This window comes from Acinetobacter sp. YH12135, assembly GCF_013418565.1.
GTDB classification, from domain to species: domain Bacteria; phylum Pseudomonadota; class Gammaproteobacteria; order Pseudomonadales; family Moraxellaceae; genus Acinetobacter; species Acinetobacter towneri.
Window position 1 is genome coordinate 224,277 of the sequence record NZ_VPBU01000001.1, and the last position, 24,186, is coordinate 248,462.

Annotated in this window: 27 protein-coding genes; 22 read left to right on the forward strand and 5 right to left on the reverse strand. The window is 41.6% G+C overall.

The features are described 5' to 3' along the window. Positions 1-63: 63 nt before the first annotated feature. The 5 genes from cysT to FTU70_RS01050 all read left to right on the forward strand — a co-directional run bounded on the left by cysT (position 64) and on the right by FTU70_RS01050 (position 5,220). Positions 64-897 (forward strand): sulfate ABC transporter permease subunit CysT, encoded by an 834-nt coding sequence (cysT, locus tag FTU70_RS01030; RefSeq protein ID WP_096901107.1) that lies wholly within the window; start codon positions 64-66, stop codon positions 895-897. Next, positions 894-1,787 (forward strand): sulfate ABC transporter permease subunit CysW, encoded by an 894-nt coding sequence (gene cysW, locus FTU70_RS01035; protein WP_096901108.1) that lies wholly within the window; start codon positions 894-896, stop codon positions 1,785-1,787. Before cysT ends, cysW begins: the two co-directional genes overlap by 4 nt. Positions 1,788-1,798: 11 nt before the next feature. Further along, positions 1,799-2,860: a sulfate/molybdate ABC transporter ATP-binding protein gene (locus tag FTU70_RS01040; RefSeq protein ID WP_180059849.1), complete on the forward strand. Its 1,062-nt coding sequence runs from the start codon at positions 1,799-1,801 to the stop codon at positions 2,858-2,860. Positions 2,861-2,912: 52 nt separating this feature from the next. Continuing rightward, the gene (locus FTU70_RS01045) at positions 2,913-3,836 is read left to right on the forward strand and encodes a CysB family HTH-type transcriptional regulator (protein WP_096901109.1); all 924 of its coding nucleotides are present in this window, start codon (positions 2,913-2,915) and stop codon (positions 3,834-3,836) included. A 187-nt stretch (positions 3,837-4,023) separates the two neighbouring features. Next, positions 4,024-5,220: an outer membrane protein transport protein gene (locus FTU70_RS01050; protein WP_180059851.1), complete on the forward strand. Its 1,197-nt coding sequence runs from the start codon at positions 4,024-4,026 to the stop codon at positions 5,218-5,220. Between the two features lie 58 nt (positions 5,221-5,278). On the opposite strand, the gene carO is transcribed toward FTU70_RS01050, so the two are convergent. Further along, positions 5,279-5,995, reverse strand: a complete 717-nt coding sequence (gene carO / locus FTU70_RS01055) for an ornithine uptake porin CarO (RefSeq protein ID WP_180059853.1) — start codon at positions 5,993-5,995, stop codon at positions 5,279-5,281. Positions 5,996-6,297: 302 nt separating this feature from the next. Between carO and dapD the strand changes: the two genes are divergently transcribed. The 5 genes from dapD to FTU70_RS01080 all read left to right on the forward strand — a co-directional run bounded on the left by dapD (position 6,298) and on the right by FTU70_RS01080 (position 9,618). After that, a complete protein-coding gene (gene dapD, locus FTU70_RS01060) occupies positions 6,298-7,119 on the forward strand; it encodes a 2,3,4,5-tetrahydropyridine-2,6-dicarboxylate N-succinyltransferase (protein ID WP_131261166.1) in 822 nt (273 codons plus the stop codon). Positions 7,120-7,199: 80 nt separating this feature from the next. Further along, positions 7,200-7,910, forward strand: a complete 711-nt coding sequence (queE, locus tag FTU70_RS01065) for a 7-carboxy-7-deazaguanine synthase QueE (RefSeq protein WP_180059855.1) — start codon at positions 7,200-7,202, stop codon at positions 7,908-7,910. Positions 7,911-7,999: 89 nt separating this feature from the next. Next, positions 8,000-8,671: a 7-cyano-7-deazaguanine synthase QueC gene (queC, locus tag FTU70_RS01070; protein ID WP_136144778.1), complete on the forward strand. Its 672-nt coding sequence runs from the start codon at positions 8,000-8,002 to the stop codon at positions 8,669-8,671. Positions 8,672-8,684: 13 nt separating this feature from the next. Further along, positions 8,685-9,089, forward strand: a complete 405-nt coding sequence (locus tag FTU70_RS01075; protein WP_004971768.1) for a hypothetical protein — start codon at positions 8,685-8,687, stop codon at positions 9,087-9,089. A gap of 70 nt (positions 9,090-9,159) precedes the next feature. Further along, complete coding sequence (locus FTU70_RS01080; protein ID WP_096901114.1) at positions 9,160-9,618, forward strand: peroxiredoxin; 459 nt, start codon at positions 9,160-9,162, stop codon at positions 9,616-9,618. A gap of 78 nt (positions 9,619-9,696) precedes the next feature. Here the strand turns inward: FTU70_RS01080 and FTU70_RS01085 are convergent, their stop codons facing one another. Beyond that, a complete protein-coding gene (locus FTU70_RS01085; protein ID WP_096901115.1) occupies positions 9,697-10,269 on the reverse strand; it encodes a nicotinate-nicotinamide nucleotide adenylyltransferase in 573 nt (190 codons plus the stop codon). Positions 10,270-10,680: 411 nt separating this feature from the next. Here FTU70_RS01085 and FTU70_RS01090 point away from each other — a divergent pair, with 411 nt between their 5' ends. Beyond that, positions 10,681-11,481 carry an enoyl-CoA hydratase-related protein gene (locus FTU70_RS01090; RefSeq protein ID WP_096901116.1) on the forward strand — a complete coding sequence of 267 codons (801 nt, stop codon included), beginning with the start codon at positions 10,681-10,683 and terminating at the stop codon, positions 11,479-11,481. A 149-nt stretch (positions 11,482-11,630) separates the two neighbouring features. Then, positions 11,631-12,407: a nitroreductase family protein gene (locus FTU70_RS01095; RefSeq protein ID WP_180008337.1), complete on the forward strand. Its 777-nt coding sequence runs from the start codon at positions 11,631-11,633 to the stop codon at positions 12,405-12,407. Between the two features lie 562 nt (positions 12,408-12,969). On the opposite strand, the gene FTU70_RS01100 is transcribed toward FTU70_RS01095, so the two are convergent. Next, positions 12,970-13,287, reverse strand: a complete 318-nt coding sequence (locus tag FTU70_RS01100) for a YqfO family protein (protein WP_104851742.1) — start codon at positions 13,285-13,287, stop codon at positions 12,970-12,972. Positions 13,288-13,548: 261 nt separating this feature from the next. Here FTU70_RS01100 and FTU70_RS01105 point away from each other — a divergent pair, with 261 nt between their 5' ends. The 3 genes from FTU70_RS01105 to ruvB all read left to right on the forward strand — a co-directional run bounded on the left by FTU70_RS01105 (position 13,549) and on the right by ruvB (position 16,871). Next, a complete protein-coding gene (locus FTU70_RS01105) occupies positions 13,549-14,889 on the forward strand; it encodes a deoxyguanosinetriphosphate triphosphohydrolase (protein ID WP_104851741.1) in 1,341 nt (446 codons plus the stop codon). A gap of 129 nt (positions 14,890-15,018) precedes the next feature. Continuing rightward, positions 15,019-15,621, forward strand: coding sequence for a Holliday junction branch migration protein RuvA (ruvA, locus tag FTU70_RS01110; RefSeq protein WP_179989042.1), 603 nt, complete (start codon positions 15,019-15,021; stop codon positions 15,619-15,621). A 242-nt stretch (positions 15,622-15,863) separates the two neighbouring features. Then, the gene (ruvB, locus tag FTU70_RS01115) at positions 15,864-16,871 is read left to right on the forward strand and encodes a Holliday junction branch migration DNA helicase RuvB (RefSeq protein WP_004971787.1); all 1,008 of its coding nucleotides are present in this window, start codon (positions 15,864-15,866) and stop codon (positions 16,869-16,871) included. 82 nt (positions 16,872-16,953) lie between these two features. Here the strand turns inward: ruvB and FTU70_RS01120 are convergent, their stop codons facing one another. Further along, positions 16,954-17,532 (reverse strand): hypothetical protein, encoded by a 579-nt coding sequence (locus FTU70_RS01120; RefSeq protein WP_004971789.1) that lies wholly within the window; start codon positions 17,530-17,532, stop codon positions 16,954-16,956. 228 nt (positions 17,533-17,760) lie between these two features. Here FTU70_RS01120 and ybgC point away from each other — a divergent pair, with 228 nt between their 5' ends. The 6 genes from ybgC to pal all read left to right on the forward strand — a co-directional run bounded on the left by ybgC (position 17,761) and on the right by pal (position 22,661). After that, entirely contained in the window at positions 17,761-18,168 is a 408-nt protein-coding gene (gene ybgC, locus FTU70_RS01125; RefSeq protein WP_004971791.1) for a tol-pal system-associated acyl-CoA thioesterase, read from the forward strand. A gap of 27 nt (positions 18,169-18,195) precedes the next feature. Beyond that, complete coding sequence (tolQ, locus tag FTU70_RS01130) at positions 18,196-18,894, forward strand: protein TolQ (protein ID WP_104851739.1); 699 nt, start codon at positions 18,196-18,198, stop codon at positions 18,892-18,894. Next, positions 18,894-19,343: a protein TolR gene (gene tolR, locus FTU70_RS01135; protein WP_004971796.1), complete on the forward strand. Its 450-nt coding sequence runs from the start codon at positions 18,894-18,896 to the stop codon at positions 19,341-19,343. Before tolQ ends, tolR begins: the two co-directional genes overlap by 1 nt. Positions 19,344-19,346: 3 nt before the next feature. Next, the gene (gene tolA, locus FTU70_RS01140) at positions 19,347-20,543 is read left to right on the forward strand and encodes a cell envelope integrity protein TolA (protein WP_180059857.1); all 1,197 of its coding nucleotides are present in this window, start codon (positions 19,347-19,349) and stop codon (positions 20,541-20,543) included. A gap of 193 nt (positions 20,544-20,736) precedes the next feature. Next, positions 20,737-22,020 (forward strand): Tol-Pal system beta propeller repeat protein TolB, encoded by a 1,284-nt coding sequence (tolB, locus tag FTU70_RS01145; RefSeq protein WP_026438303.1) that lies wholly within the window; start codon positions 20,737-20,739, stop codon positions 22,018-22,020. Positions 22,021-22,091: 71 nt separating this feature from the next. Next, positions 22,092-22,661 (forward strand): peptidoglycan-associated lipoprotein Pal, encoded by a 570-nt coding sequence (gene pal / locus FTU70_RS01150; protein WP_004971799.1) that lies wholly within the window; start codon positions 22,092-22,094, stop codon positions 22,659-22,661. A 156-nt stretch (positions 22,662-22,817) separates the two neighbouring features. Here pal and FTU70_RS01155 read toward each other — a convergent pair whose 3' ends face one another. Beyond that, the gene (locus FTU70_RS01155) at positions 22,818-23,003 is read right to left on the reverse strand and encodes an NF038105 family protein (protein WP_004971800.1); all 186 of its coding nucleotides are present in this window, start codon (positions 23,001-23,003) and stop codon (positions 22,818-22,820) included. Positions 23,004-23,180: 177 nt separating this feature from the next. Here FTU70_RS01155 and FTU70_RS01160 point away from each other — a divergent pair, with 177 nt between their 5' ends. Beyond that, on the forward strand, positions 23,181-24,155 hold the full coding sequence (locus tag FTU70_RS01160; RefSeq protein WP_179991108.1) for a class 1 fructose-bisphosphatase: 975 nt from the start codon (positions 23,181-23,183) through the stop codon (positions 24,153-24,155). Positions 24,156-24,186 lie beyond the last annotated feature (31 nt).

The window sequence follows — 24,186 nt, forward strand, 5'->3', positions numbered from 1 at the left end:
AATTTATCTTTTACTTTTATCTGTTTGTTTTCAAACACTCATTCTCTCTTTTGAGGAGTCATCATGTCGCAGCGATCCAAAGTGCTGCCAGGATTTGGTCTTTCTCTAGGCTTTACCCTAGCGTATTTATCCTTAATTGTTCTTATTCCCTTATCGGCTGTATTTATTAAATCGCTGGGTATCGGTTGGGATGGTTTATGGGAAATTTTAAGTTCAGAACGTATCCAAAAATCTTTGCAACTCAGTTTTAGCGCTGCGCTCATTGCAGCCTTTATTAATGTCGTCTTCGGCTTATTATTGGCATGGTGTTTGGTACGATACAGCTTTCCGGGCAAACGTATTATAGATTCTTTGGTCGATTTACCTTTTGCATTGCCTACTGCAGTTGCGGGTATTGCCCTGACTTCTTTATACGCACCGACTGGCTGGATTGGACAATATTTAGAACCATTAGGCATTAAAGTCGCGTATACCCCTATCGGGATTACCCTTGCCCTGATTTTTATTGGTATTCCATTTGTTGTGCGTACCGTGCAACCCGTACTCAGTGACTTAGAAACCGAGTTGGAAGAAGCAGCATCTGCGCTAGGGGCTAACCGCTTTCAAATTGTCACCAAAGTGATTTTCCCTATTTTATTGCCTGCACTGATTACAGGTTTTGCACTCGCATTTGCGCGTGGCGTGGGTGAATATGGCTCGGTGATTTTCATTGCAGGTAACCAACCATTTAAAACTGAAATTGCACCCTTAATGATTATTTCTCGTTTAGAAGAATATGACTACGCAGGTGCAACCACAATTGCTGTGGTGATGTTGCTGATTTCTTTTGTCATGCTGTTCTTAATTAACTTATTACAAGCATGGGCAAGTCGTCGCACAGGGAGAGCTGCACGATGAGTTTAAATACCAACAGCAATGCTTTGGCTGAAAAACTACAATCACGCGATGCAACACGTGAACCGACTTGGGTACGCTATACCCTGATTGCAATTGCCTTCATTTTCTTCTTAAGCTGTCTGATTTTGCCGCTGATTTTGGTTTTTGTCGAAGCGTTTAAACAAGGCATTGGTGTCTATGCCCAAGCATTGGTGCATCCTGACACTTTATCGGCAGTGAAATTAACCTTACTCACTGCAGCCATTGCCGTACCTTTAAACGTGGTATTTGGTATTGCCGCAGCGTGGTCAGTGGCGAAATTCAATTTCCGTGGTAAGTCGATTCTCACCACCTTAATTGATATGCCTTTTTCAGTTTCTCCTGTCATTGCAGGTTTAATGCTAGTCCTGATTTTTGGTACACAAGGTTGGATGGGCGGCTGGTTGATGGAACACGACATCAAAGTTTTATATGCCGTACCTGCAATTGTGATTGCCACCATCTTCATTACTGTACCTTTTGTGGCGCGTGAATTGATTCCTTTAATGGAAGCGCAAGGCACAGAGGAAGAAGAAGCTGCGATTGTATTAGGTGCATCGGGTTGGCAGACCTTCTGGAAAGTCACTTTGCCAAATATAAAATGGGGTTTAATTTACGGCGTGATTCTGTGTAATGCCCGCGCAATGGGTGAGTTTGGCGCGGTATCTGTGGTATCGGGGCATATTCGCGGAGAAACCAACACCCTACCGCTGCACGTCGAAATTCTCTATAACGAATATACCTTTAGTGCTGCGTTTGCGGTGTCCTCTCTCTTGGCACTTCTCGCGATTGTGACCCTGATTTTAAAAACTTGGGTTGAAATTCGCCAAGAAAAGCAAAACCAACGCAATGAAGATTCAACTGTTTCTTAAGGAATGACCGCATGAGTATTCAAGTTAAAAATATTGAAAAAAATTTTGGTGCATTCCATGCACTTAAAGACATCTCCCTCGATTTTCCAGATGGCCAACTGGTGGCGCTGCTTGGGCCTTCAGGCTGTGGTAAAACCACCTTGTTGCGTATTATTGCAGGATTAGAGTCGGCAGATCGTGGGCAAGTGATATTAGAGGGTCAGGATGCAACCGATGTGCATGTGCGCGAACGTCAAGTTGGATTCGTTTTCCAACACTATGCCCTATTCCGCCACATGACCGTATTTGACAATATCGCATTTGGTTTACGGGTACGTCCACGTGCAACCCGACCTTCAGAAGCCGAGATTAAAAAGCGTGTTATGCGTTTACTCGACTTGGTACAGTTAAGCTTTTTAGCAGACCGTTATCCTGCACAATTATCGGGTGGACAACGTCAACGTATTGCTTTGGCACGTGCCTTAGCGGTAGAACCACGCGTATTGTTATTGGATGAACCTTTTGGTGCGCTTGATGCCAAAGTGCGTAAAGAATTACGTCGTTGGTTAAGAACTTTGCATGATGAATTACACATCACTTCAATTTTCGTGACCCACGATCAGGAAGAAGCACTCGAAGTTGCCGATCAAATTATTGTCATGAACAAAGGTAATGTCGAACAAATTGGTTCACCGCGTGAAGTGTATGAACAGCCTGCAACTCCGTTTGTATTTGACTTCTTAGGTCAAGCCAACCGTTTTGAAGGACAACATCATCAAGGGGTTGTGCAAATTGGTGAAGATCGCGTACAACTTCTCAATCAACCAAATGCACCACAAGGCAAAGTGATTGCATTTGCGCGTCCAGATGAGTTGCATATTCATGCCCAACCACAGGAAAATACCATTCAAGCGACCTTCTTACGTGAGGTTTGGATTGCTGGTAAAGTAGTTGCAGAATTGCAAGATCGTCAAGGGAATTTGATTGAAATTGCACTCACCGCAGATGAAGCGAAACTGCACCAATTCCGCCCAAATCAAACGGTTTGGTTAAGTGTAATCACTTTACATTTATTTGAAAATCAAGTCGCATAAGGACATCAAGATGGAGCCTAACCCGCTCCATCCTTTTTAGGGTTGCACCACTATGAATTTCCAACAACTTAGAATTATTAGAGAAACCGTTCGGCAAAACTTTAATTTAACCGAAGCGTCTGCAGCACTATACACCTCTCAATCGGGCGTGAGTAAGCACATTAAAGACCTTGAAGATGAGCTTGGTGTGCAGCTTTTTGTGCGCAAAGGCAAACGTCTACTAGGTTTAACCGAGCCAGGACAAGCTTTGCTGAGTATTGTCGAACGCATGTTGGTTGATGCAGATAACATTAAACGCCTTGCCGATGACTTTAATAAAGTCGATGAAGGCACGCTCACCATTGCGACTACACATACCCAAGCGCGTTATGTGCTGCCGCCTATTGTGAATTTGTTTAAAAAAGAATTCCCTAAAGTACATTTGATTTTGCAACAAGCCAGCCCTGTTGAAATTGCCGAAATGCTGCTACAAGGTGAAGCCGATATTGGTATTGCAACCGAATCTCTAACCACTGAAGAGAACTTGGCAAGTGTGCCTTATTATGACTGGCGCCACAGCATTATTACCCCGCAAGATCATCCTTTAGCCAGTAAAACTGAGATTAGCCTGACCGATTTGGCAGAATATCCAATCATCACTTATCACGGCGGCTTTACGGGACGTTCTAAAATTGACAAAGCATTTACCGATGCAGGAATTGATGTCAATATCGTTATGTCTGCACTTGATGCCGATGTTATTAAGACCTATGTTGAATTGGGCATGGGCGTAGGCGTGGTAAACAATGTGGCATACGATGCAGAACGCGATTACCGTCTAAAACAAATCCAGACCGATATTTTTGGGGTAAACACCACATGGATTGCGGTTCGCAAAGGACATTTACTACGTGGCTATGGCTATGAGTTTATTTCTTTATGTGCACCAAATGCCGATATTAAAGCTTTAAAACGTATCGCCTATCCTGAAGAATAAAACAATAATGCATAAGAGAGCCCAGGCTCTCTTTTAGTTCTCTGGCAAAATTCTTGCTGATCTAAATGCCTAGAAATAATCAAAATAATGATTTTAATTTATCAGAAACATGAATAAAATATAATCAACAATAAAAAGCGTAATTTGATTTTAAACACAATTCTATAATTTAGACCAAGGACGTAACATGAAATTTCACATTTTTGTTGGATTGCTGTGTGTCCTGCCGCTAGGTTATGCCTCTGCTGCCGCTTTAGAACGCAGCAATCAATCCATTCAAGCTTTCTTTGAAAAAGGTAATTATGCGGAAGTCGCTTTGCTACACGTGGATACCAATATTTCAGGTCAGGTACAGCATCAACAAAATATTGCCGAATTAGGCGTTCAAGATTTTTCAACAGGCAATTTAGTCAATAATCAACACTTCATCCAAGCTGCATTAAAATTACAACCACATCCACAAATTTCTGTGGCGTTATTATTTGACCAACCTTATTTTGTTGATGTGGATTATCACTATAGTCCTATTCTTTCAGGTGAACCCTTACCTATAGAAAATGCAGATATTAAGTTTGACTCAAGAAATATTACAGCACTCATTGGCTATCAACCCACACAACATTGGAACCTCTTTACAGGTCTAAGTTACCAGTCATTTTCAGGTGATCTGAAAATTGGTACTCAAGTTGACTATACCTTTTTTGATTATCACGTAAATTTCCCCAAAGACCATGCGTGGGGTTGGTTGGCAGGTGTAAGCTACCAAATTCCTGAATATGCATTTAATACAGCAATTACTTATCGCTCTAAAATCAAGCACAGTACCAATGCAAGCGAAAGTATTTGGGGATTTCCTTTAGAGATTGCACCACAACAAGCAACTGAAATTCAGACCCCTGAATCGGTGAATTTAGATTTTCACACCGGTTTACCTGCACAAAATTTTCTGTACGGATCATTGCGATGGGTCAATTGGCAATATTTTAAAATTCAACCCACTCAATTTGCAGCAATTCTGCAATCTGAAGGACTAGGTAATCAGTTCAACCTGATTGATTATCAAAAGAATCAATGGTCTACGCGTTTGGGTTTTGCCCATCAATGGTCACCCAAGTGGATCACTGCGGTGGAAGGATTATGGGATTCTGGTGCAGGTAATCCTGCCTCAAGTTTAAACCCTGTAGATGGTTATGTTGGTGTTGGTACGGGCGCAGTTTATCACTTTAACCCCAAAACGTTTATGATTGCAGGTCTGCATTATTTGCACTTTACCAAGCCAGACACGGTACAACCACAGTCATTGATCACTCAAATTTCAAGTTTTTCTTCACTCGAACAACGTGAGGCTTGGGTTTATCACTTGAAATTAGCACATCGCTTTTAAGACACAAAAAAAACGAGCCGAAGCTCGTTTTTTTTGGTTTAGCTGAAACTAACGGATATTACCAGTGGTAGCTTACACCTAGTTTAGCTACTGGCATCCATTCGTATCTGTCATCGTTACGAACTTCATTAAGGTGGTCTTCAACCAATGCAGCATCTTCTAGCGTACCACCATAATAATTTACATTAGTCACAGTTGGGTTGCCTGTATAGTAAGCACCGACTTCACCAAACACGCCCCAGTTGTTGTTAATCTTTGGTGCAAAACCTACACCTAAATATGGTGCAATATCGTTACTATAATCAAGATCATAGCCAAGTTTACTTAAACCAGTATCTTCGCCTTTAACTTTGATTGTTCCACCATCATTTCGAGCTTGTAGAGCGTATTGTTGATCAATGTAACCAACACCTGCAGCTACATAGACACCTTGTGCCCACTTACTTGGACTAGTACCCCACGGACGAATCTCAGCATTTAAGTAAGTCAAGTTGTTATCCATATCAACATCATAGTTAACATCATCAACTTCTACGTCATCCGACCAAGAAATATCGCCACCGTTATAACCCAGCGCTAAACCCACATACGGGTTTGCAGTCCAAAGCAATGCACCGCCATAACCTGTTGTTCCTACTTCAGCACGTACACCTGTTGGAATTAATTGGTTACGATCAAACGCATAGCCATCTTTTACCACAGCTGTATCTGCCATTGCAGAACCTGCAACTGCTGCCAATACAGAAGCGGCTAAAATTGAGTGTAAAGTTTTCATTGTGTTTCTCCTCAAACTAAAGCTTTTTTGAATTTTCATTCGTTCGTTTTTCATGTGAAAACTATAAAGCTTATTGCGCTCAGTATTTATGCAAGATTTGCTAGGTTTATGTTATCTTTTGATACAAATTTATTTTTATTGTTTATTGCAAAAGCATTTATTTTCAAAACTTCAACAATTTAGCGCGCAACTTAACTTGTTTATCTTACTAAGGATAAATTCCAATCTGTTCCAATTTTTATCTATTCCTCACTCAATATAGTGTAAAATCTTTGGAAAATTTTTTTCTGGTAAGAACATCGATGTCTCAGCTTTCAACAATCATTGAACAAGCATTTGAAGACCGCGCTAATTTCAGCGCTGCAGATTGTCCCTCTGAAATTCGTCAGGCAGTTGAACAAGCAATTGCAGGTTTAGATAACGGCACATTACGCGTTGCTGAAAAAATTAATGGTGAGTGGATCGTTCACCAATGGTTAAAAAAGGCAGTTTTGTTATCTTTTAAACTCAATGATAACAAGCCAATTGAATCTTGCGATTTGCGTTTCTACGACAAAGTAGACACGAAATTTACAGGTTGGACTGACGAGCAATTCAAACAAGCAGGTGTGCGTGTTGTACCGCCAGCAGTTGCACGTAAAGGTTCATTCCAAGCCAAAAATGTGGTGTTAATGCCATCTTATGTCAATATTGGCGCTTATGTAGATGAAGGCACCATGGTTGATACATGGGCAACGGTAGGTTCATGTGCACAAATTGGTAAAAACGTGCATTTATCGGGTGGTGTAGGTATTGGTGGTGTACTTGAGCCACTTCAAGCAAACCCAACTATTATTGAAGACAACTGCTTCATTGGCGCACGTTCTGAAATTGTTGAAGGCGTGATTGTGGAAGAAGGTTCTGTCATTTCTATGGGCGTTTATATTGGTCAATCGACCAAAATTTATGACCGTGAAACTGGCGAAATCCATTATGGTCGTGTACCTGCAGGTTCGGTGGTAGTTTCTGGCAACCTGCCTTCTAAATGTGGCACTTATAGCTTGTATGCTGCTATCATTGTGAAGAAAGTAGATGCGAAAACCCGTGCAAAAACCAGTTTGAACGACTTATTACGCGAAGACTAAACTTTTTTTAGTTTTCTCCATCTCTACGGCCAGCAATGACCGTAGGGATTTTTGTTTTTTTACATACTGTGATGAATTTTATGAATACCCTCCGATCTTCCGCTATTCCTGTTTCTGATCCGTCTGCGGGTTTACGCATCACGGAGATTTTCTATTCATTGCAGGGCGAAGCCAATACATCGGGCTTGCCAACCGTGTTTATTCGTTTAACGGGTTGTCCATTGCGTTGCCATTACTGTGATACCACTTATTCTTTTGAAGGTGGCGAACGTCAATCTTTAGATGACATCATCCAAACCACGCTAGAATTTAAAACACCGTATGTATGTGTGACGGGCGGTGAACCTCTGGCTCAACCGAATGCACTGCCACTCATGCAACGCTTGGCAGATTTAGGTTGTGAAGTGTCTTTGGAAACCAGTGGAGCTTTAGATATTTCTAAAGTGGATAACCGTGTGTCGAAGGTACTGGATTTTAAAACCCCTGCATCGGGTGAAATGTCACGCAACTTATTATCAAATTTAGATTTTTTAAACCCACATGATCAAATCAAATTTGTGATTTGCAATCATGACGATTATCTTTGGGCGAAGCAGCAAGTTGAGCAATATCAGTTGCATAAAAAAGTCGATACAGTGTGGTTCTCCCCTGCATTTGCTGTCGAAAAAGGTGCAGTCGCCTTGCCACAACTTGCACGTGATTTGGCACAGTGGATTTTAGCCGACCATCTCCCTGTTCGTTTCCAATTGCAATTACATAAATTGCTTTGGAATGATGAAACAGGTCGTTAATCTCCTCACGAATCCCCATTCGTATTGACGTCAATCTTCACACTTTTGCTCAAGTTCTATCGCTATATTTTAAAATTTGGAGTTCAATTATGCGCCCTCGTGCCATTGTATTGTTATCTGGTGGATTAGACTCAACCACGTGTTTGGCATGGGCACAAGCGCGTTATGAATGTATTGCACTTAGTTTTATGTATGGTCAACGCTCGACTACAGAGCTAGATGCTGCACGTGCCTTGACTAAAAATGCAGGCATTGAGCATCGTGTGATTAATATTGATTTAGGCAACTTGGGCGGTTCTGCCCTGACCGATCACAGCATTGAAGTACCTGATCATGAGCAAGAAGGTATTCCTGTGACTTATGTGCCTGCGCGTAATACCATCTTCCTGTCTTATGCTTTGGCAGCTGCCGAAGTTTTTGATGCAGAAGCAATTGTGATTGGTATTAATGCGGTAGATTATTCGGGCTATCCTGATTGTCGTCCTGAATTTATTGATGCTTTTGCCAATATGGCACGCTTGGCAACCAAAGTTGGCGTAGAAGGCAAACCGTTAAAATTTGAGACACCTTTGTTACATTTATCCAAAGCAAATATTATTCGCTTAGGTATTGAACATGGCGTAGACTATAGTCAAACGGTTTCTTGCTACCAAGCAGATGACCAAGGACGTGCTTGTGGTAAATGTGACAGCTGTCGCTTACGCAAACAAGGTTTTGCCGATGCCGGTGTTGCAGACCCAACGCGTTATATACCGTCATAACAAGGTAAAGTGTATGAAAAATTTAAAATCAAACATTATAGTTTCTGCGATTATGTCTGTTGCTGCATTATTCGCAACAACGACACACGCAAATAATGACAAGTTGCAACAAGCATATAAAAGCACCAATGTAAAAGCAGCTTTAATTAATGTTTGTAAAGAAGAAACTGCAAAAGGCAAAAAACTGACTACAGCTGAAGTAAGCAAATATTGTACTTGTGCAGTAGAAGCAGATGGTAAATTAACCAACGCTCAAAAATGGGAAATTCAAAGCGCAATTAACCAGAAAAAGAGCCCTGCGACTTTAGCTTTTGTACAAAAGCAAAATAAAGATTTGCAAACTTGTTTTGGTCCTCAGCTTACAGGTAAATTAAAAACCTTAACTGAAGAAGCAATGAAAGCGGCTGAGAAAAAATAATTTTTCTTAACAATTTCAACTAGCCACTTTATGTGGCTAGTTTTTTATGTGCATGATTTTGGAGAAAAATATGAGCACGACAATTCAATTACCAAATCAAGCTTTTCCTGCAACCACAGGCGAAGTCAATTTAACCGAACTTGGTACAGATTGGTTAGTGGTGTATTTTTACCCGAAAGACTCTACCCCAGGCTGCACCACACAAGCTGTCGATTTTACTGCGCTAAAGCCACAATTTGATGCGCTTAATACCACCATCATTGGCATTTCGCGCGACTCAGTCAAAGCCCATCAAAACTTTACCGAAAAACAATCTTTAGGCATCAACTTGATTAGCGATAAAGAAGAAGTATTGTGTCAGTTGTTTGATGTGATTAAAGAAAAAAATATGTATGGCAAAAAAGTTATGGGCATTGAACGCTCTACTTTTATTTTCCATCAAGGTCAATTACTGAAAGAATATCGTAAAGTCAAAGCTGCAGGACATGCCGAGCAAGTGCTTGCGGATTTAACCGCTTTACAGGCTTAATTTTCAGCCTCTAAAAAAACACAATGTTCTGGATGATTGAAAGCTTTTTCAATCATCCTTTTTCATTTAAAAACTGGATTACTCCGTCAAATTACTGCTGTCCTGCTGCTGGTATTTGTCTTGTAATTGACGATAAATTTCCGTGTTTTGAAATGCGGTTAAGAAATCAATTGTGCCTTGCGGGAAAAAATTAGGCTGTATTTCCCCACGATAATAAGCCTCACGTGCAGGCGTAGCAGACATGGCATCTTGCAAGCTGTCTAATTCTACCATCTCCCATTCAGGGAAAAACTTTAAATAATAAGACGAGTCATCTTTAAAATGCCCAATTAAACCAACACGATCTTGCGGTTGAATCAATTCACCGACTAAAGATTTGACTAGTTTTTGCCATTTTTCATCATTGTAGACATCTACGACATGCACAAACTTAATCCGTTCTTGCATCTCAGGTGAAAAGTTAGACAAAATCATCTGCTCACGTTCTTTGGCTAAAAACGGATTTTTTAAATTGCGCTCATTTTGTGCAGAACCTAATGCCAAAATCACATAATGACTACGTGCTAACGCAATTTGAATGGTTTGCAAATGCGCCAAATGAAATGGCTGAAAGCGGCCAATGAAAACCAAATAATCAAACGTATATTGCATAATAAATACGCCAATCCTAATTTTGATAACAACATGATGCTATCTGATACGCGGAAATGTCATCCACAACCTGCGTGGTATCAACTCATTATTGTTTTTGCAAGATAATAAATCAAAAACAATAATTGGGCAGGTTTCGTGGATGACAAATGGTTTTGCCTACTTTTGCCAAAACAAAAGTAGGTCGAACCGAAGGTTAATCCTAAAATAGAATTAATAGACGTTAAGATTCCGCCTTGCTTATTCATTTTTTAAATGAACAACCCCAAATTCTAAATAAATTTCACATTGAATTAGGAACGCAAATCTCATCATTCACTAACTTTTTATGAACTCATGAGTTGTGCCAGCGCTGCGAATTTGCGACATAATGAGCCATAAATTCAAACCAATCAAAGCAAGGATAGTACGATGACACTGAGCTGTATTCAACAACCTCACCCACATTTGAATGCGAATTTAGACAATGGCGTACTGACTTTAGCCATCAACCGACCAGAAGCAAAAAACGCGCTGTATGGTGAATTATATTTGTGGATTGCACAAGCCTTAGATGAAGCAGATCAGTCCAACGCAGTACGTTGTGTAATTTTACGTGGCACAGATGCAGATTTTAGTGCTGGCAATGACATGCAAGACTTTATGAAGTCTGCTGCACTTAAAGGACAACTACCTGCTGCCGAAGGCCCTCCATTCATCTTATTAAAATCTGCAGCTAAGTTTTCTAAACCGCTGATTGCAGCTGTACGTGGGGTGGCAATTGGCATTGGTGTCACAATTCTATTACATGCAGATTTGGTATATAGCGACAATACTGCCCTATTCCAAATTCCATTTGTGAGCTTGGGCTTATCGCCTGAAGGTGCATCAAGCAAACTTCTAGTAGAACAAGCAGGCTATCACAAAGCGGCTGAACTGTTGCTAACTGCACAAAAATTCAATAGCGAAACGGCATTATCGGCAAATTTAGTTAATAGCATTGAAACCGATGTCTATGCAACGGCGCAACAAAAAGCAGCACAATTGGCAGCTTTACCATTGGCATCACTTAAACAATCTAAAGCCCTCATGAAACATAATGTCAATGAAATTGTGGCGTGGATTGACCATGAAGCAGAGATTTTTATGCAACGTGTCGGCTCAGCAGAAATGATGGAAGCGGTGCAGGCCTTTATGCAAAAACGTAAACCTGATTTCAGCCAATTTAATTAAACGTTGTTTAACTGAAATGCGATTAAACTCATTTCAAGTAAACTAGACGTTTTAAACCACATTCATCTTGGCTGAATGTGGTTTTTTCTTTATTCGCCCCCATATTCTGCAATGAGCTGTCAATCATTAAAAAATTGAGGAAAATTGTAATGTCTAATCCAAATCCAGCCGATGTTAAAGCTGAAAAAAAAGAACGTTATTTTGAACCTGCACCACAAGATATTGATGTAGAAAACTTTAAAAAAGTCATTCAAAGCCGTCGTTCGGTGCGTAAATTTACCGACAAAGCCATTCCTGCGGAAGTATTGGATGATTGTTTAGATATGGCTTTATTGGCACCAAACTCATCTAATTTACAACCGTGGACTTTTGTCGTGGTGCAAAATCCTGCCAAGAAAAAACAACTGGTTAAAGCCTGCTTAGGACAACTCGCTGCTCGTACTGCAGCAGAGCTAATCGTGTGTATTGCACGTACAGACCGTGTTGATGAAATGGCAAAAAAGAATATCAGCGAGTTCCCTTTTCCTGAAGCACCTGCTTCAGTCAAAAAATATTACAAGTTTATTCCTTATAACTACATGACTGGCTACTTAAACGCAGTAGGTAACTTTAAGAAAGTCGCTTTCAAAATTGCACGTAGTTTAGATAAACAATTACCTGTGACTGCATTTAACCCTGCAGATGCCAAACTTTGGGCAAGTAAAACTACAGCACTCGCCTGTGAAAATATGGTCTTGGCCCTTCGCGCACACGGTTTTGATAGCTGCATGATGGAAGGTTTTGATGAGCCGATGGTACGCAAACTCTTAAAACTGAATGATCAACAATTTCCAGTGATGGTGATTGCTGCAGGTGAACGTGCCGAAGATGGTGTCTTTTTCCCGCAATACCGTTTTGACCGTGACCTGTTTATTCAGAAAGTCTAGGGGCTGTTAACATTTCATAAATGGCTTGCGCTGTAGGCTAAAACTGAGCAGATTAGGCATGAAACGCAAGGAATAGCGAGACTATTGCCAAGTTTCATAACGTAATCTGAGAAAGTTTTAGCCACATGAGCAAGAACAAAGCGCTGCTTTGTTTGCTGCGCAAGGGGACGAGCATATTTTTTGCTGCTATTGCGTTATGAGTCAGTCATTTAGAATAACTAAATTTCCTGCCCCATGCCTTATATCAGCTAAAAAACCTTGCGAGATATATCTCTCACGTCGCAAACATAGATGAAGTGTCAACAGACCCTAATATTTCAACTGTATTTTTAAAACCTAGCCACATTTTGACTCGTGATAAGGCGACAAGGATGTCGCCCGTTAGACTGTGGTACAGGACGTACCATCAGTCTAACAGAGGGCTTTTGTTACTTTTCGCCCGTGAAAAGTAAAATCTATCTACGCAACTTATATTTGCCCCAATCCATATATGAGTGATCGTACAATTCTATTTTTCTTTAAAAATTGGTATTTAAGTCTTTAAAAATTGGTATTTAAGTCTTTAAAAATTAATATCTAAAAGTTGCATAAACTCAAAGGCAGGCTCTTCGTAAGGATGGCTTGCCTTGAGCGCTTTTGCGACTGCCTGAGCATTTTGCTCAGGTACAATGGTTTCCACGCGCCATTCGGCAACGTGTTCCAAAGCATCTAACTCACCAATAAACGGATTTGCTCCTTTGACAGGCTTAAATTGCCCTGTGCCTAAAACCTGCCATGCACAATGTTCATAATTGCCAATTCCACCTGCACCCGCTGCAAAAACCGCCAGTTTAGTTTCTTCAAGATGAGATTCAGGCACATAGTAAATCAGTTTGAGCATATTTAAACTTCGCTATCCATTTCACAATTAATTAGAAATTAGCATAAAAAATTGGGCATCGTTGCTATTTTGGCAACCTATACGCATCATCCAATCCTCAATTTATACAATTCCCAAAAAATTTAAAGTACGCTTCGCCACAAACTTATCCCCCATTTTGTATGATTTTAGATTTAAAAAGACAAGCCATGTCGCACGCCCCTAGAGCTTTTGTCATTTTTTTGGCATGATGCAAAACAAGCACATAGTGAATAATGATAAATGACTCAAATGCGTTGGTTAGAACTGCTTTCCACAGTTCGAATTGGTAGTAAAAAACAAAGTACAGAACAGGCGCGCAGCCCTTTTCATAAAGATTATGACCGTATTATTTTTTCGCAAAGTTTTAGACAGCTAAACCGTAAAACCCAAGTCCATCCACTGACTCAACACGATGGCATTCACACTCGCCTAACCCATTCTTTAGAAGTGTCTTGTATTGGACGTTCATTGGGAATGTTGGCTGCAGAAAAAATTAAAGATCACTTGCCTATGTGGATTTCCCCTGCCGATGTCGGTGCGATTATTCAAGCTGCTTGCTTGGCACATGATATTGGTAATCCACCTTTCGGGCATGCAGGCGAATATGCCATTCGTGAATGGTTTGATGATGCTTCACACGGCAATTTCCTCGCCAAACTCAGCGATGAAGAAGAAGCTGATGTCCGTCAGTTTGAAGGCAATGCACAAGGTTTACGTCTACTCACCAAAATTGACTATCATCCAAATGATGGCGGCATGCGTTTAACCTATGCCACTTTAGGCGCTTATTTAAAATATCCATGGCTCTCCAAAACCATTGCCGAACAAGGCAACCGCCCTGCCAATCAACGTGATAAGTTTGGTTGTTACCAAGCCGAAAAAGAAATTCTCAAACAAATTGCAGAACAGCTTGGTCTGATTCAATTGGGCGATTATCACTATTGCCGTCATCCACTGACATATTTATTGGAAGCAGCAGATGATATTTGCTATGCCTTAATTGATTTGGAAGATGGCATTATCTTAAACATGCTCAGCTATGAAGAAGTTGAACCGATCTTTTTAAACTTGATTGGTGACTACGGTATTCCAGCAGAACTGGCGATGGCACGTACCACATGGCAACAAAAAATTGCCGCTTTGCGTGGTCGGGTCATGAAGCGTTTGGTCGATGAAGTCACTACAGCATTTGCCAAACACCATTTGGAAATTCTGATGGGACAGCTCAAAGGCAGTCTTTTACAATATTGCTCGGCAGATATTGAAATTGGTATTAATCGCGCCAAAGACTTAGCCCGTGAGAAAATTTTCGAGCATCCACAAAAGGCAGGGCTGGAAATTATTGCGCATCAAAGTTTACAAAACATTTTGGATGCGTTTATTCCACTCACCACGCCACATAAAACCCTAAGTTTTAAAGAGCAGCGTTTAATGTCAATCTTGCAACGCTCAGGGGCAGATTTTGCGCATAATCACTATGACAATATTATGCAAGTCTTGGATATTATCTCTAAGTTTTCAGATCACCAAGCCTATAACTTATCGCAAGAATTACAAGGCAATAAGGTCGGCTTGCTGTAATGAATAATTTGCATATCAATACTTGTATATAAATAGTAGTAGGATTTAAGCGCAGATTTTGCCTTTTGTGAAAATGCGCTCTACTATGCGAACAGCAACTTATTTTAAATTAATCAGTGAATCACAAATATGATCGGATGTCTTATTGGCGAAGTATTGGCTTTAGAAGCACCAACCGTGTTGCTGAATGTGAATGGTGTGGGCTATGAAATTGACACGCCACTCACCACATTTTGCCAATTACAAAAAGGGCAGAAAATTACCCTGTGGACGCATTTAGCTGTGCGTGAAGATGCTCAATTGTTATATGGCTTTTTAGAAGCCCAAGAAAAAACCATTTTCCGTACCTTACTTAAAGTCAATGGTGTCGGCCCAAAAATGGCGCTAGGTATTTTATCAACCTTAAGCGTCGAGCTACTGATTCACACCGTAGAACATGAAGATATTAATACCCTGATTAAAGTGCCAGGTGTGGGCAAAAAAACTGCTGAACGTTTAATGATTGAATTACGTGATCGCTTTAAAGCCATGTCCAACGAAGTGAGCAGCAGCAATTCCACAATGACTCAAATCCAGTTTACAGGCAATTCTGCTGTTGCCGAAGCCGAAGCCGCTTTACAATCTTTAGGTTATAAACCTGCCGAAGCACAAAAACTGATTAATGCAGTTAAGGCCGATTTTACTGAAGCCAGTGATATTATCCGTGCAGCATTAAAGTCGATGAATAAATAAAAGATGCCAACAAACCTAGCGTAAGTTCATCTTTCCAATATTGGATACATGACTGGCGACATGGATGTCGCCCGTTGAGTTGGGGTATAGGGATATACCCTCAACTCAACATAAGATTTTTGTTACTTTTGATCTTTCAAAAGTAAAATCATGCCTTCGCAAAGGCATTTAAACGCAACTCATACTTTGAGGCTGTGCATGCAGCATCAAAATGCCCAGCTCAAGAGATTAGTTAACACGATATGCAAGACCGTCTAATCAGTGGTTCTGAAAAACCCGAAGATCAAATTGATCGCGCCATTCGCCCCACCTCACTCGATGACTATATTGGGCAACCTGTAGTGCGTGAACAAATGGAAATTTTCATTGGTGCAGCCCGTGGACGCGCAGAAGCACTGGACCACACCCTGATTTTTGGACCACCAGGTTTAGGTAAAACCACACTCGCCAATATTATTGCCCGTGAAATGGGCGGCAATCTTAAATCCACTTCAGGGCCTGTCTTGGAACGCGCAGGTGATTTAGCCGCCATGCTGACCAATCTTGAAGAAGGCGATGTGTTATTTATTGATGAAATTCATCGTCTTTCACCTGTGATTGAAGAAATCTTGTATCCAGCGATGGAAGATTATCAACTGGACATCATGATTGGTGAAGGGCCTGCAGCACGCTCCATTAAACTGGACTTGCCACCATTTACCCTTGTCGCCGCTACCACACGTGCAGGCTTACTCACCTCACCGTTACGTGACCGTTTTGGTATTGTGCAGCGTTTGGAATTTTATTCGGTTGAAGATTTGACCCATATTGTCAAACGCTCGGCGAGTTTAATGGATGTGCCAATGACCGATGCAGGAGCCAATGAAGTCGCTCGTCGTTCGCGCGGTACACCACGTATTGCCAACCGATTATTGCGTCGCGTTCGTGACTATGCGCAGGTCAAAGGCACAGGTGAAGTCACGCAAGAGATGGCACAACGTGCGCTAGATATGCTGAATGTCGATAAAGATGGTTTAGATACCTTAGACCGTCGTTATTTATCAATGTTATTAGAGCGTTTTGATGGTGGGCCTGCAGGTGTGGAAGCTTTGGCCGCTGCTATGGCTGAAGACTCTGGCACTTTGGAAGATGTAATTGAACCATACCTAATTCAACAAGGTTATGTAATGCGAACCGCTCGCGGGCGTATTGCGACCAATATGGCGTATTTACAATTTGGGATGACACCGCCAGAGCCAAAAGAAAAATAGCTCAAAGGAAAAAATAGCTTGAAGGGAGCTATCTCCCTTTAAGTTATTAAATATTTAGGTCAATTGGGTCTGTAGATAGACACTAATTTTCAATAATACGCACATCTTCAACAAGCATTAATTCACACGCGCCCGCCCCTGTATCATGACGGCTTAAAGAACTGCGCCACTGCCACCCATCTGCGGCAGTAACTTCAACCAATTTACCTTTCAAATAAATCAAATCATCTTCATCAATCTGTTTTAACTGTGTCGCAATCGCGGGTGTGGCAGGAATTAAATGCGTATTAGCGCTCAAACTTGCAATCTCTTGCACAGGAATCGGTGGTGCTTGTTCATAACGCCAATGATACCAACGGTTGCTTTGACGAATAGACAACTGTTTATACACTTCAGGCTTGGCCATTTCGCCCCATCCCAAAGCAAAATCGACAGGGCTAAGTTCGGCTTCACGTCCAAAATTATAATTTTCACGTGACAATACCCGAAACTCACCTTCATAGGTTTCCAAAGCTTGAATGGTATAGTCTTTAAATTGATGCACTTGCTGCGATGACTGATAGGTTGTGCTATCCGCAATTCCTCCATCTGGCTGGAACAGCGTCATCCACAACAAATACAATATGGCAATTACCACAAAAAATTTAACTAAACGGCTCATGTGCTGCTCATTGGGGTGGATCATCTGCATGTATCAGGCAGGCAGCTAATTTTAACTTAAAAGCATGTTTGAAATCTTGTGCCATTGGACGAAGCGTTGAGAATGATAAACTGCCACGCTATACACAGCTTGACTTATAGCCCCGATTCACGTCAATTTCACAGACACGGCGTAAGCTATAAGTATTGCTTATCAAACAACTTTGCAACATTGAAGCGGAACATCATCATGGCGAATAAATTTGAATTTAAAATTCGTATCTATATGGAAGATACTGATGCAGGCGGCATTGTTTACCACGCCAACCATATTCGCTTTATGGAACGTACCCGTACCGAATGGCTTCGTGCATCGGGTGTTGATCATTATTGGCATCAACAAGATTACAACTTTGTCGTGCATAAAATTAACGTGAAATATTCACGTCCAATCTTAATGGATGACCTAATTACTGTTACAGCAAGTGTAGTTTCGTGTAAAGCGTCATCATTTGTATTGCAACAAAATATTTATCGTGGTGAAATCATGCTTGCATCTGGCGAGGTTGAATTGGCCTGTCTTGGTTCAGATATGAAACCACGTCGTCTGCCAGATGAAATTCGTAGCCTTATTCTGAAAGAATTAGGACAAGATTAAAAAAATGAATTGGCACATGTAGTAACTATGGCAACACAACTCGAATCATCTCTTCAAGTATCAGATCTTATTTTACAAGCAAGTCCTGTTGTTCAGCTGGTAATGCTCTCGCTGCTTTTAGCATCATTATACAGTTGGTATCTGATTGCCAAGTTACACATGAGCTATAAAAAAGCACAGGCAGATGATCAGCATTTCCAAAAAATCTTCTGGTCTGGTGCAGAATTAAATACGCTTTACAACAACGCACAGCTCAATTCAAAACGTGTCGGTTTGGAAGATATTTTCTATCAAGGCTTAGGTGAGTTTTTAAAACTCAAAAAGCGCCAAGCGCCTGCAACACAAACCATTGAAGGCACAGAACGTATTTTACGTGTCGGTTTAAGCCGCGACCAAGCTCAACTTGAACAAGGCTTAGGTGCATTAGCCAGCATTGGTTCGGTTGCGCCATACGTTGGTTTATTTGGTACCGTCTGGGGCATTATGAATGCCTTTATTGGACTGGCAGATGTCGATCAAGTCACATTGGCAACAGTCGCACCAGGGATTGCCGAAGCCCTCATTGCCACAGCCATTGGTTTATTTGCCGCCATTCCTGCGGTACTTGCCTTTAACCATTACACCGCCAAAGGCGAAGCGATTTATTCTGATCGTGCTTTATTTGCCGAAGAAATGGTGGCTTTATTACAACGTCAATCTTTAGGCAATACTAAGGATCACGACTAATGGCCATTCAACGCTCAGGACGCTTCGAGCGCATTAAGAAACCACTCAAAAGTGACATGAATGTAGTGCCCTATATTGATGTCATGTTGGTGTTATTGGTGATTTTTATGGTTACTGCACCGATGATTACCAGTGGGATTCAAGTCGATTTACCTCAAGCCAATGGTAATCCAATTGAATCGAAAGATGCCCCTGCTTTGGTGACTTTAAATAAAGATGGGCAATATTTTTTAGAATTCAAAGAACACAAAGCCGAACCTTTGGAATTAGCCCAACTGAAACAAATTTTGACCGATGCTCAAATTCAAGCCAAAGCTGAAAACAAAGAGTTTCAGGTTGTTATTCGCGGTCATAATACACGCCCTTATGGTGATGTGATTGCGTTAATGTCTGACTTACAAGATGCGGGTTTAACCCAAGTTGGATTGCTGACCGAGCCTTTAAAGTAATTTATGAAAGATTTTAAAAAGCCACCTTTTCAACAAAAAGCCATCGCGATTGGGTTCACCATAGGTGTCCACCTTATCGCAGTGGTTGGCTTGCTTTATTTGGGCATGAGTAAAGCACCTGAGCCGCCTAAACCCATTAAAACGGTATTAATAAAACCAGAAGATTTAAAACCCTTATTAGAAACTAAATCTGCTGAAACCACACATGAAAATGTAGCAGAGCAAATTACTCAAACAGCCGAGCCTGCTCTTGAACCTGCCCCTGTCATTCCAACACCTGCAGCGGCTCCTACGCCACCCGCTCCTCAAGTTGATACACAAAAAACTGCACAAGCAGCAGAGGCTCAAGCACGTGCAGAACGACAAAAACTAGAAGCTGAACGCTTAAAAGCTCAACAAGCACGCGCCGAAGAACGTGCTCAACGAGAAGCTGACGCCAAAGCAAAAGCTCAAGCCGATGCCAAAGCACGTGCTGAAGCAGATGCTGTACGTCGTAAAGAAGCCGAAGCCCTGAAAAAAGCAGAAGCGGCAGAAAGACGTCAACTCGAAGCCAATGCAGCAGCAAAACGCAAAGCTGAAGCAGATGCAAAAGCCAAGGCAGATGCTGAGGCAAAACGTAAAGCTGACGCAGATGCAAAAGCCAAAGCTGATGCAAAACGTAAAGCTGACGCAGATGCAAAAACCAAAGCAGATGCCGATGCAAAACGTAAAGCTGCAGCAGATGCAAAAGCCAAAGCTGATGCCGACGCAAAACGTAAAGCTGCTGCAGATGCAAAAGCCAAAGCTGATGCCGAAGCAAAACGTAAGGCTGACGCAGATGCAAAAGCCAAAGCTGATGCCGAAGCGAAGGCACGTGCCGATACTGAAGCCAAAGCTTCAGCTGCCAAACAAGCTGCAGAAGAAGCTGCTCAGAAAAAGGCTGAAGTACGACGCATTGCATCCACTGCTAAACGCGATTTCGAAAATAAAATCAGACGAGCGTGGGATACCCCAGCTGGTTCTTCGGGTCAACGTGCAACTGCCCGCGTGACTTTAAGTGACAGTGGCGCAGTTCAGTCTGTCGTGGTTAATTCTAGCGACCCTGACATGAAAGCCAGTGTAGAAGCTGCTGTTCGTGCTGCCGCACCTTATCCGATGCCATCAGACCCAGATGCACGACGCGAAGCACGTAGCTTCACCTCTACCTTTACAGCGCAATAAGTTACCAGTTAGCCGAATAACATCTATTTGGCTAACTCCTTCTCAAAATATTTACGAGTATAAATAAATTTAAATTTTCACAGTGTTATAACAGTTTTATTATAAATTCATGCTTTCATTCCTACCAAAGCATGCCATTATGTACCACAATTACATCCAAAAAAGTTATGTTGATTTGAGAAAATAGCGAATGATGGAAACAACGCGTAAACACCTACTTTGTCTTGCTATTTTAACTGCGCTTAGCCCAGTTTTAAGCACACAATCTTTTGCACAACTGCATTTAGAAATTGCCAAAGCACCAGAAGAAGCACCTAAAATTGCGATTGTGCCGTTTGGCAATGATCAAAGTATTTATCCTATTGTAGAAAACGATTTAAACCGTTCAGGCAAATTCACCAGTTCATCTAAAAACCTTGCTGCAACTGCAAGCATGAACAATCCAAATGCAGCTGCATGGCAAGCCGCAGGTGTACCTTATGTGGTGACGGGAAATGTCAAAGCCACTGCAGAAGGCGGTTATGAAGTTCATTACCAACTTTATGATGTGCAAAAACAGCAATACTTATTGAATGAATTATTAAGCGTGCCTGCGTCACGCGTACGTTCTGCTGCACACATGATCAGTGATGCCATTTATGAAGCACTCACGGGCATTAAAGGTGACTTTAGCGGACGCATTGCTTATGTACTGCGCAACCCTGCAACACCTGAACAACGCTATACCCTGCAAATTGCCGATACTGATGGTGAACAGCCTAAAACTATTTTGACTTCGCGTGATCCTATTTTATCGCCTGCGTGGACACCAGATGCCAAAAAAATTGCCTATGTGTCGTTTGAAACCAAGCGTCCTGCTATTTATGTGCAAGACTTAGCGACAGGTCAGCGTGAAAAATTAGCCAGTTTCCGTGGTTTAAATGGTGCTCCAAGCTTCTCACCAGATGGTCAAAGCATGTTGTTTACCGCATCCATGCATGGCAATCCAGAAATTTATCAAATGAATTTAAGCACCCGTGAACTGCGACGCATGACCAATGACAGTGCGATTGATACCGAAGCACGTTATGCACCAGATGGTAAATCATTTATTTACACTTCAGATCGTGGTGGTTCCGCACAAATTTATCGTTATGACTTTGCCACAGGCAGCAGCAAACGCCTAACCTTCCGCGGTGCATTTAACGCACGTGGTACGCTCAGTGCCGACGGTCGTAAACTGGCATTGGTACATCGTCCAAGTGGCAGTAACTACAAAGTCGCAATTCAAGACATCAACACCAATATCACCAATATTTTAACCCCAACCAGTTTGGATGAGTCGCCAAGCTTCTCACCAAATGGGCAAATGGTAGTGTACGCGACACGCGAAGGTGCTCGTGGCTTATTATCGATTATGTCTTTAGATGGTCGCTTCCGCATGAACTTACCTAGTGAACAAGGTGAAGTGCGTGAACCTGCGTGGGCACCAAAATAATGAGTACCCGCAAAGTAAATACGTTTTCAGTTCTGTTTTAAAACCAAAAATCAAGCTTCATGGAGATGAGGATGAACGCAGTTAAATTATTGGTACTCCCTGTTTTGGCATCGGCTTTAGTGATGACAGGTTGTGCAAACCGCAAACCAACGACTGACTCACAAGCAGGTCAAACACCAAGTGGTGCAACTACAGTCAACACCCAAGGTTTGAGTGAAGATGCAGCTTTAAATGCACAAAACCTTGCAGGTGCATCTGCCAAAGGTGTAACCGAAGCCAACAAAGCTTTCTTGGCAAAGCGCGTGGTGCATTTTGACTACGACAGCAGCGAATTATCTAATGATGATTACCAGACCCTACAAGCACATGCACAGTTTCTAATGGCGAATGCCAACTCTAAAGTAGCGCTTACAGGTCATACCGATGAACGCGGTACACGCGAATACAACATGGCTTTAGGCGAGCGTCGTGCCAAAGCGGTTGAGAGCTTCTTAATCACCAGCGGCGTTAACGCAGGTCAGCTTGAAGCAGTGAGCTATGGTAAAGAAATGCCAGTCAACCCTGGACATGATGAAAATGCATGGAAAGAAAACCGTCGCGTAGAAATTAACTACGAAGCTGTTCCACCATTATTGAAATAATAATTTGCTGTTTGGGAAAAACTCGTTTAGAACGTGTTTCCCCAATACGAAAAAAGCGCTCTTTATTACAAGGGCGCTTTTTTATGACATAAAAAACTGGGCGAACGAATATTTTAAAAACTAACAGATAAGTGCAGAAATACAGCTTTGCTTCAGTTATTCCGACTCGGCATCAGCTTTTGCAGTTTGCATAGATTCAATCAAATCATGCTTGTTAAACTTTTTATATTCAGGTTTAGACTCGTAATCTTTCCAAGCGGCTTTCATCTTGTCCTCAGAAATATCGTCTAAACTAATCCCTTCGCTTGGCGTTGGAGTCGCATCAAACTTTAACGTTGTCATATCTGTGCTCCTATCTCAAATTAAATCCTTCACATCAACATAGCACTTTCTGCAGGACTTGCAAGGGTAAAATCACAGCAAATAGTCGAGTTTAATTTTTCTTTTAACGCGTTCTCATCTAAACTATTGCAGCATATTGTTATCCTCATTTTTGCAGTCATTCGGAGTTTTCCAGTCATGTCATACCGCACCCTTTCCCAATTTCTACAACAACAAACTGGAAATTTAACACCCGAACTTGCTCAAGTGATTGAAACTATAGCCAATACTTGCAAAACAATTGACCAAACATTACAAAAAGGTGCATTGGCGGGCGTATTAGGCAGTGCCCAAAATGAAAACGTACAAGGCGAAGAACAAAAGAAATTAGATGTTATTTCAAATGATTATTTAATTGAAGCGTTACAAAAACATCCTAATGTGGGTGGTTTGGCGTCGGAAGAATTAGACGAATTCACTCCTGCTCAGGAAAATGGTCAATATTTAGTGTTATTTGACCCACTGGATGGTTCAAGCAACATCGACATCAATATGTGTGTGGGTACCATTTTCTCAATTTTACCTGCAAAAAATGCCGTGACCCAAGCTGCAGACTTTATGCAAGCAGGTGCACAACAAGTTGCTGCAGGTTATGTCCTGTATGGCCCATCTACCATGATGGCGCTCACTGTTGGTGCAGGCGTGGTATTCTTTACCTTTGACCCAGAAAGCCAAGAGTTTTTGGTGACTGCAGACAACATTCAAGTTGCTGCCGATACAAAAGAATACGCGATCAATGCTTCAAACCAACGCCATTGGGAAGCACCTGTAAAACGCTATATTGATGAACTTTTGGCTGGTAAAACTGGGCCACGCGAAAAAGACTTTAACATGCGTTGGGTTGCATGTATGGTGGGCGATATTCACCGTATCCTTTGCCGTAGCGGGGTTTTCATGTATCCATACGACTTAAAAGACCCGAAAAAAGCAGGTCGTTTACGTTTAATGTATGAAGCCAATCCAATGAGTATGCTCATGGAACAAGCAGGCGGTGCGGCAACCACAGGTCGTGTGCGTATTTTAGACATCCAACCCACAGACCTACATCAACGTGTGCCTGTCATCATTGGCTCAAAAAATGAAGTCGATTTGGTCAGCAGCTACCATCAATAATTTTTAACAACAGCAGTCGGCCATTCGCTGA

What these genes read in the sequence shown, in the direction of transcription:
- cysT (WP_096901107.1), top strand. Translation starts at nt 64, where the DNA reads ATGTCGCAGCGATCCAAAGTGCTGCCAGGATTTGGTCTTTCTCTAGGC.
- cysW (WP_096901108.1), top strand. Translation starts at nt 894, where the DNA reads ATGAGTTTAAATACCAACAGCAATGCTTTGGCTGAAAAACTACAATCA.
- FTU70_RS01040 (WP_180059849.1), top strand. Translation starts at nt 1,799, where the DNA reads ATGAGTATTCAAGTTAAAAATATTGAAAAAAATTTTGGTGCATTCCAT.
- FTU70_RS01045 (WP_096901109.1), top strand. Translation starts at nt 2,913, where the DNA reads ATGAATTTCCAACAACTTAGAATTATTAGAGAAACCGTTCGGCAAAAC.
- FTU70_RS01050 (WP_180059851.1), top strand. Translation starts at nt 4,024, where the DNA reads ATGAAATTTCACATTTTTGTTGGATTGCTGTGTGTCCTGCCGCTAGGT.
- carO (WP_180059853.1), bottom strand. Translation starts at nt 5,995, where the DNA reads ATGAAAACTTTACACTCAATTTTAGCCGCTTCTGTATTGGCAGCAGTT.
- dapD (WP_131261166.1), top strand. Translation starts at nt 6,298, where the DNA reads ATGTCTCAGCTTTCAACAATCATTGAACAAGCATTTGAAGACCGCGCT.
- queE (WP_180059855.1), top strand. Translation starts at nt 7,200, where the DNA reads ATGAATACCCTCCGATCTTCCGCTATTCCTGTTTCTGATCCGTCTGCG.
- queC (WP_136144778.1), top strand. Translation starts at nt 8,000, where the DNA reads ATGCGCCCTCGTGCCATTGTATTGTTATCTGGTGGATTAGACTCAACC.
- FTU70_RS01075 (WP_004971768.1), top strand. Translation starts at nt 8,685, where the DNA reads ATGAAAAATTTAAAATCAAACATTATAGTTTCTGCGATTATGTCTGTT.
- FTU70_RS01080 (WP_096901114.1), top strand. Translation starts at nt 9,160, where the DNA reads ATGAGCACGACAATTCAATTACCAAATCAAGCTTTTCCTGCAACCACA.
- FTU70_RS01085 (WP_096901115.1), bottom strand. Translation starts at nt 10,269, where the DNA reads ATGCAATATACGTTTGATTATTTGGTTTTCATTGGCCGCTTTCAGCCA.
- FTU70_RS01090 (WP_096901116.1), top strand. Translation starts at nt 10,681, where the DNA reads ATGACACTGAGCTGTATTCAACAACCTCACCCACATTTGAATGCGAAT.
- FTU70_RS01095 (WP_180008337.1), top strand. Translation starts at nt 11,631, where the DNA reads ATGTCTAATCCAAATCCAGCCGATGTTAAAGCTGAAAAAAAAGAACGT.
- FTU70_RS01100 (WP_104851742.1), bottom strand. Translation starts at nt 13,287, where the DNA reads ATGCTCAAACTGATTTACTATGTGCCTGAATCTCATCTTGAAGAAACT.
- FTU70_RS01105 (WP_104851741.1), top strand. Translation starts at nt 13,549, where the DNA reads ATGACTCAAATGCGTTGGTTAGAACTGCTTTCCACAGTTCGAATTGGT.
- ruvA (WP_179989042.1), top strand. Translation starts at nt 15,019, where the DNA reads ATGATCGGATGTCTTATTGGCGAAGTATTGGCTTTAGAAGCACCAACC.
- ruvB (WP_004971787.1), top strand. Translation starts at nt 15,864, where the DNA reads ATGCAAGACCGTCTAATCAGTGGTTCTGAAAAACCCGAAGATCAAATT.
- FTU70_RS01120 (WP_004971789.1), bottom strand. Translation starts at nt 17,532, where the DNA reads ATGAGCCGTTTAGTTAAATTTTTTGTGGTAATTGCCATATTGTATTTG.
- ybgC (WP_004971791.1), top strand. Translation starts at nt 17,761, where the DNA reads ATGGCGAATAAATTTGAATTTAAAATTCGTATCTATATGGAAGATACT.
- tolQ (WP_104851739.1), top strand. Translation starts at nt 18,196, where the DNA reads ATGGCAACACAACTCGAATCATCTCTTCAAGTATCAGATCTTATTTTA.
- tolR (WP_004971796.1), top strand. Translation starts at nt 18,894, where the DNA reads ATGGCCATTCAACGCTCAGGACGCTTCGAGCGCATTAAGAAACCACTC.
- tolA (WP_180059857.1), top strand. Translation starts at nt 19,347, where the DNA reads ATGAAAGATTTTAAAAAGCCACCTTTTCAACAAAAAGCCATCGCGATT.
- tolB (WP_026438303.1), top strand. Translation starts at nt 20,737, where the DNA reads ATGGAAACAACGCGTAAACACCTACTTTGTCTTGCTATTTTAACTGCG.
- pal (WP_004971799.1), top strand. Translation starts at nt 22,092, where the DNA reads ATGAACGCAGTTAAATTATTGGTACTCCCTGTTTTGGCATCGGCTTTA.
- FTU70_RS01155 (WP_004971800.1), bottom strand. Translation starts at nt 23,003, where the DNA reads ATGACAACGTTAAAGTTTGATGCGACTCCAACGCCAAGCGAAGGGATT.
- FTU70_RS01160 (WP_179991108.1), top strand. Translation starts at nt 23,181, where the DNA reads ATGTCATACCGCACCCTTTCCCAATTTCTACAACAACAAACTGGAAAT.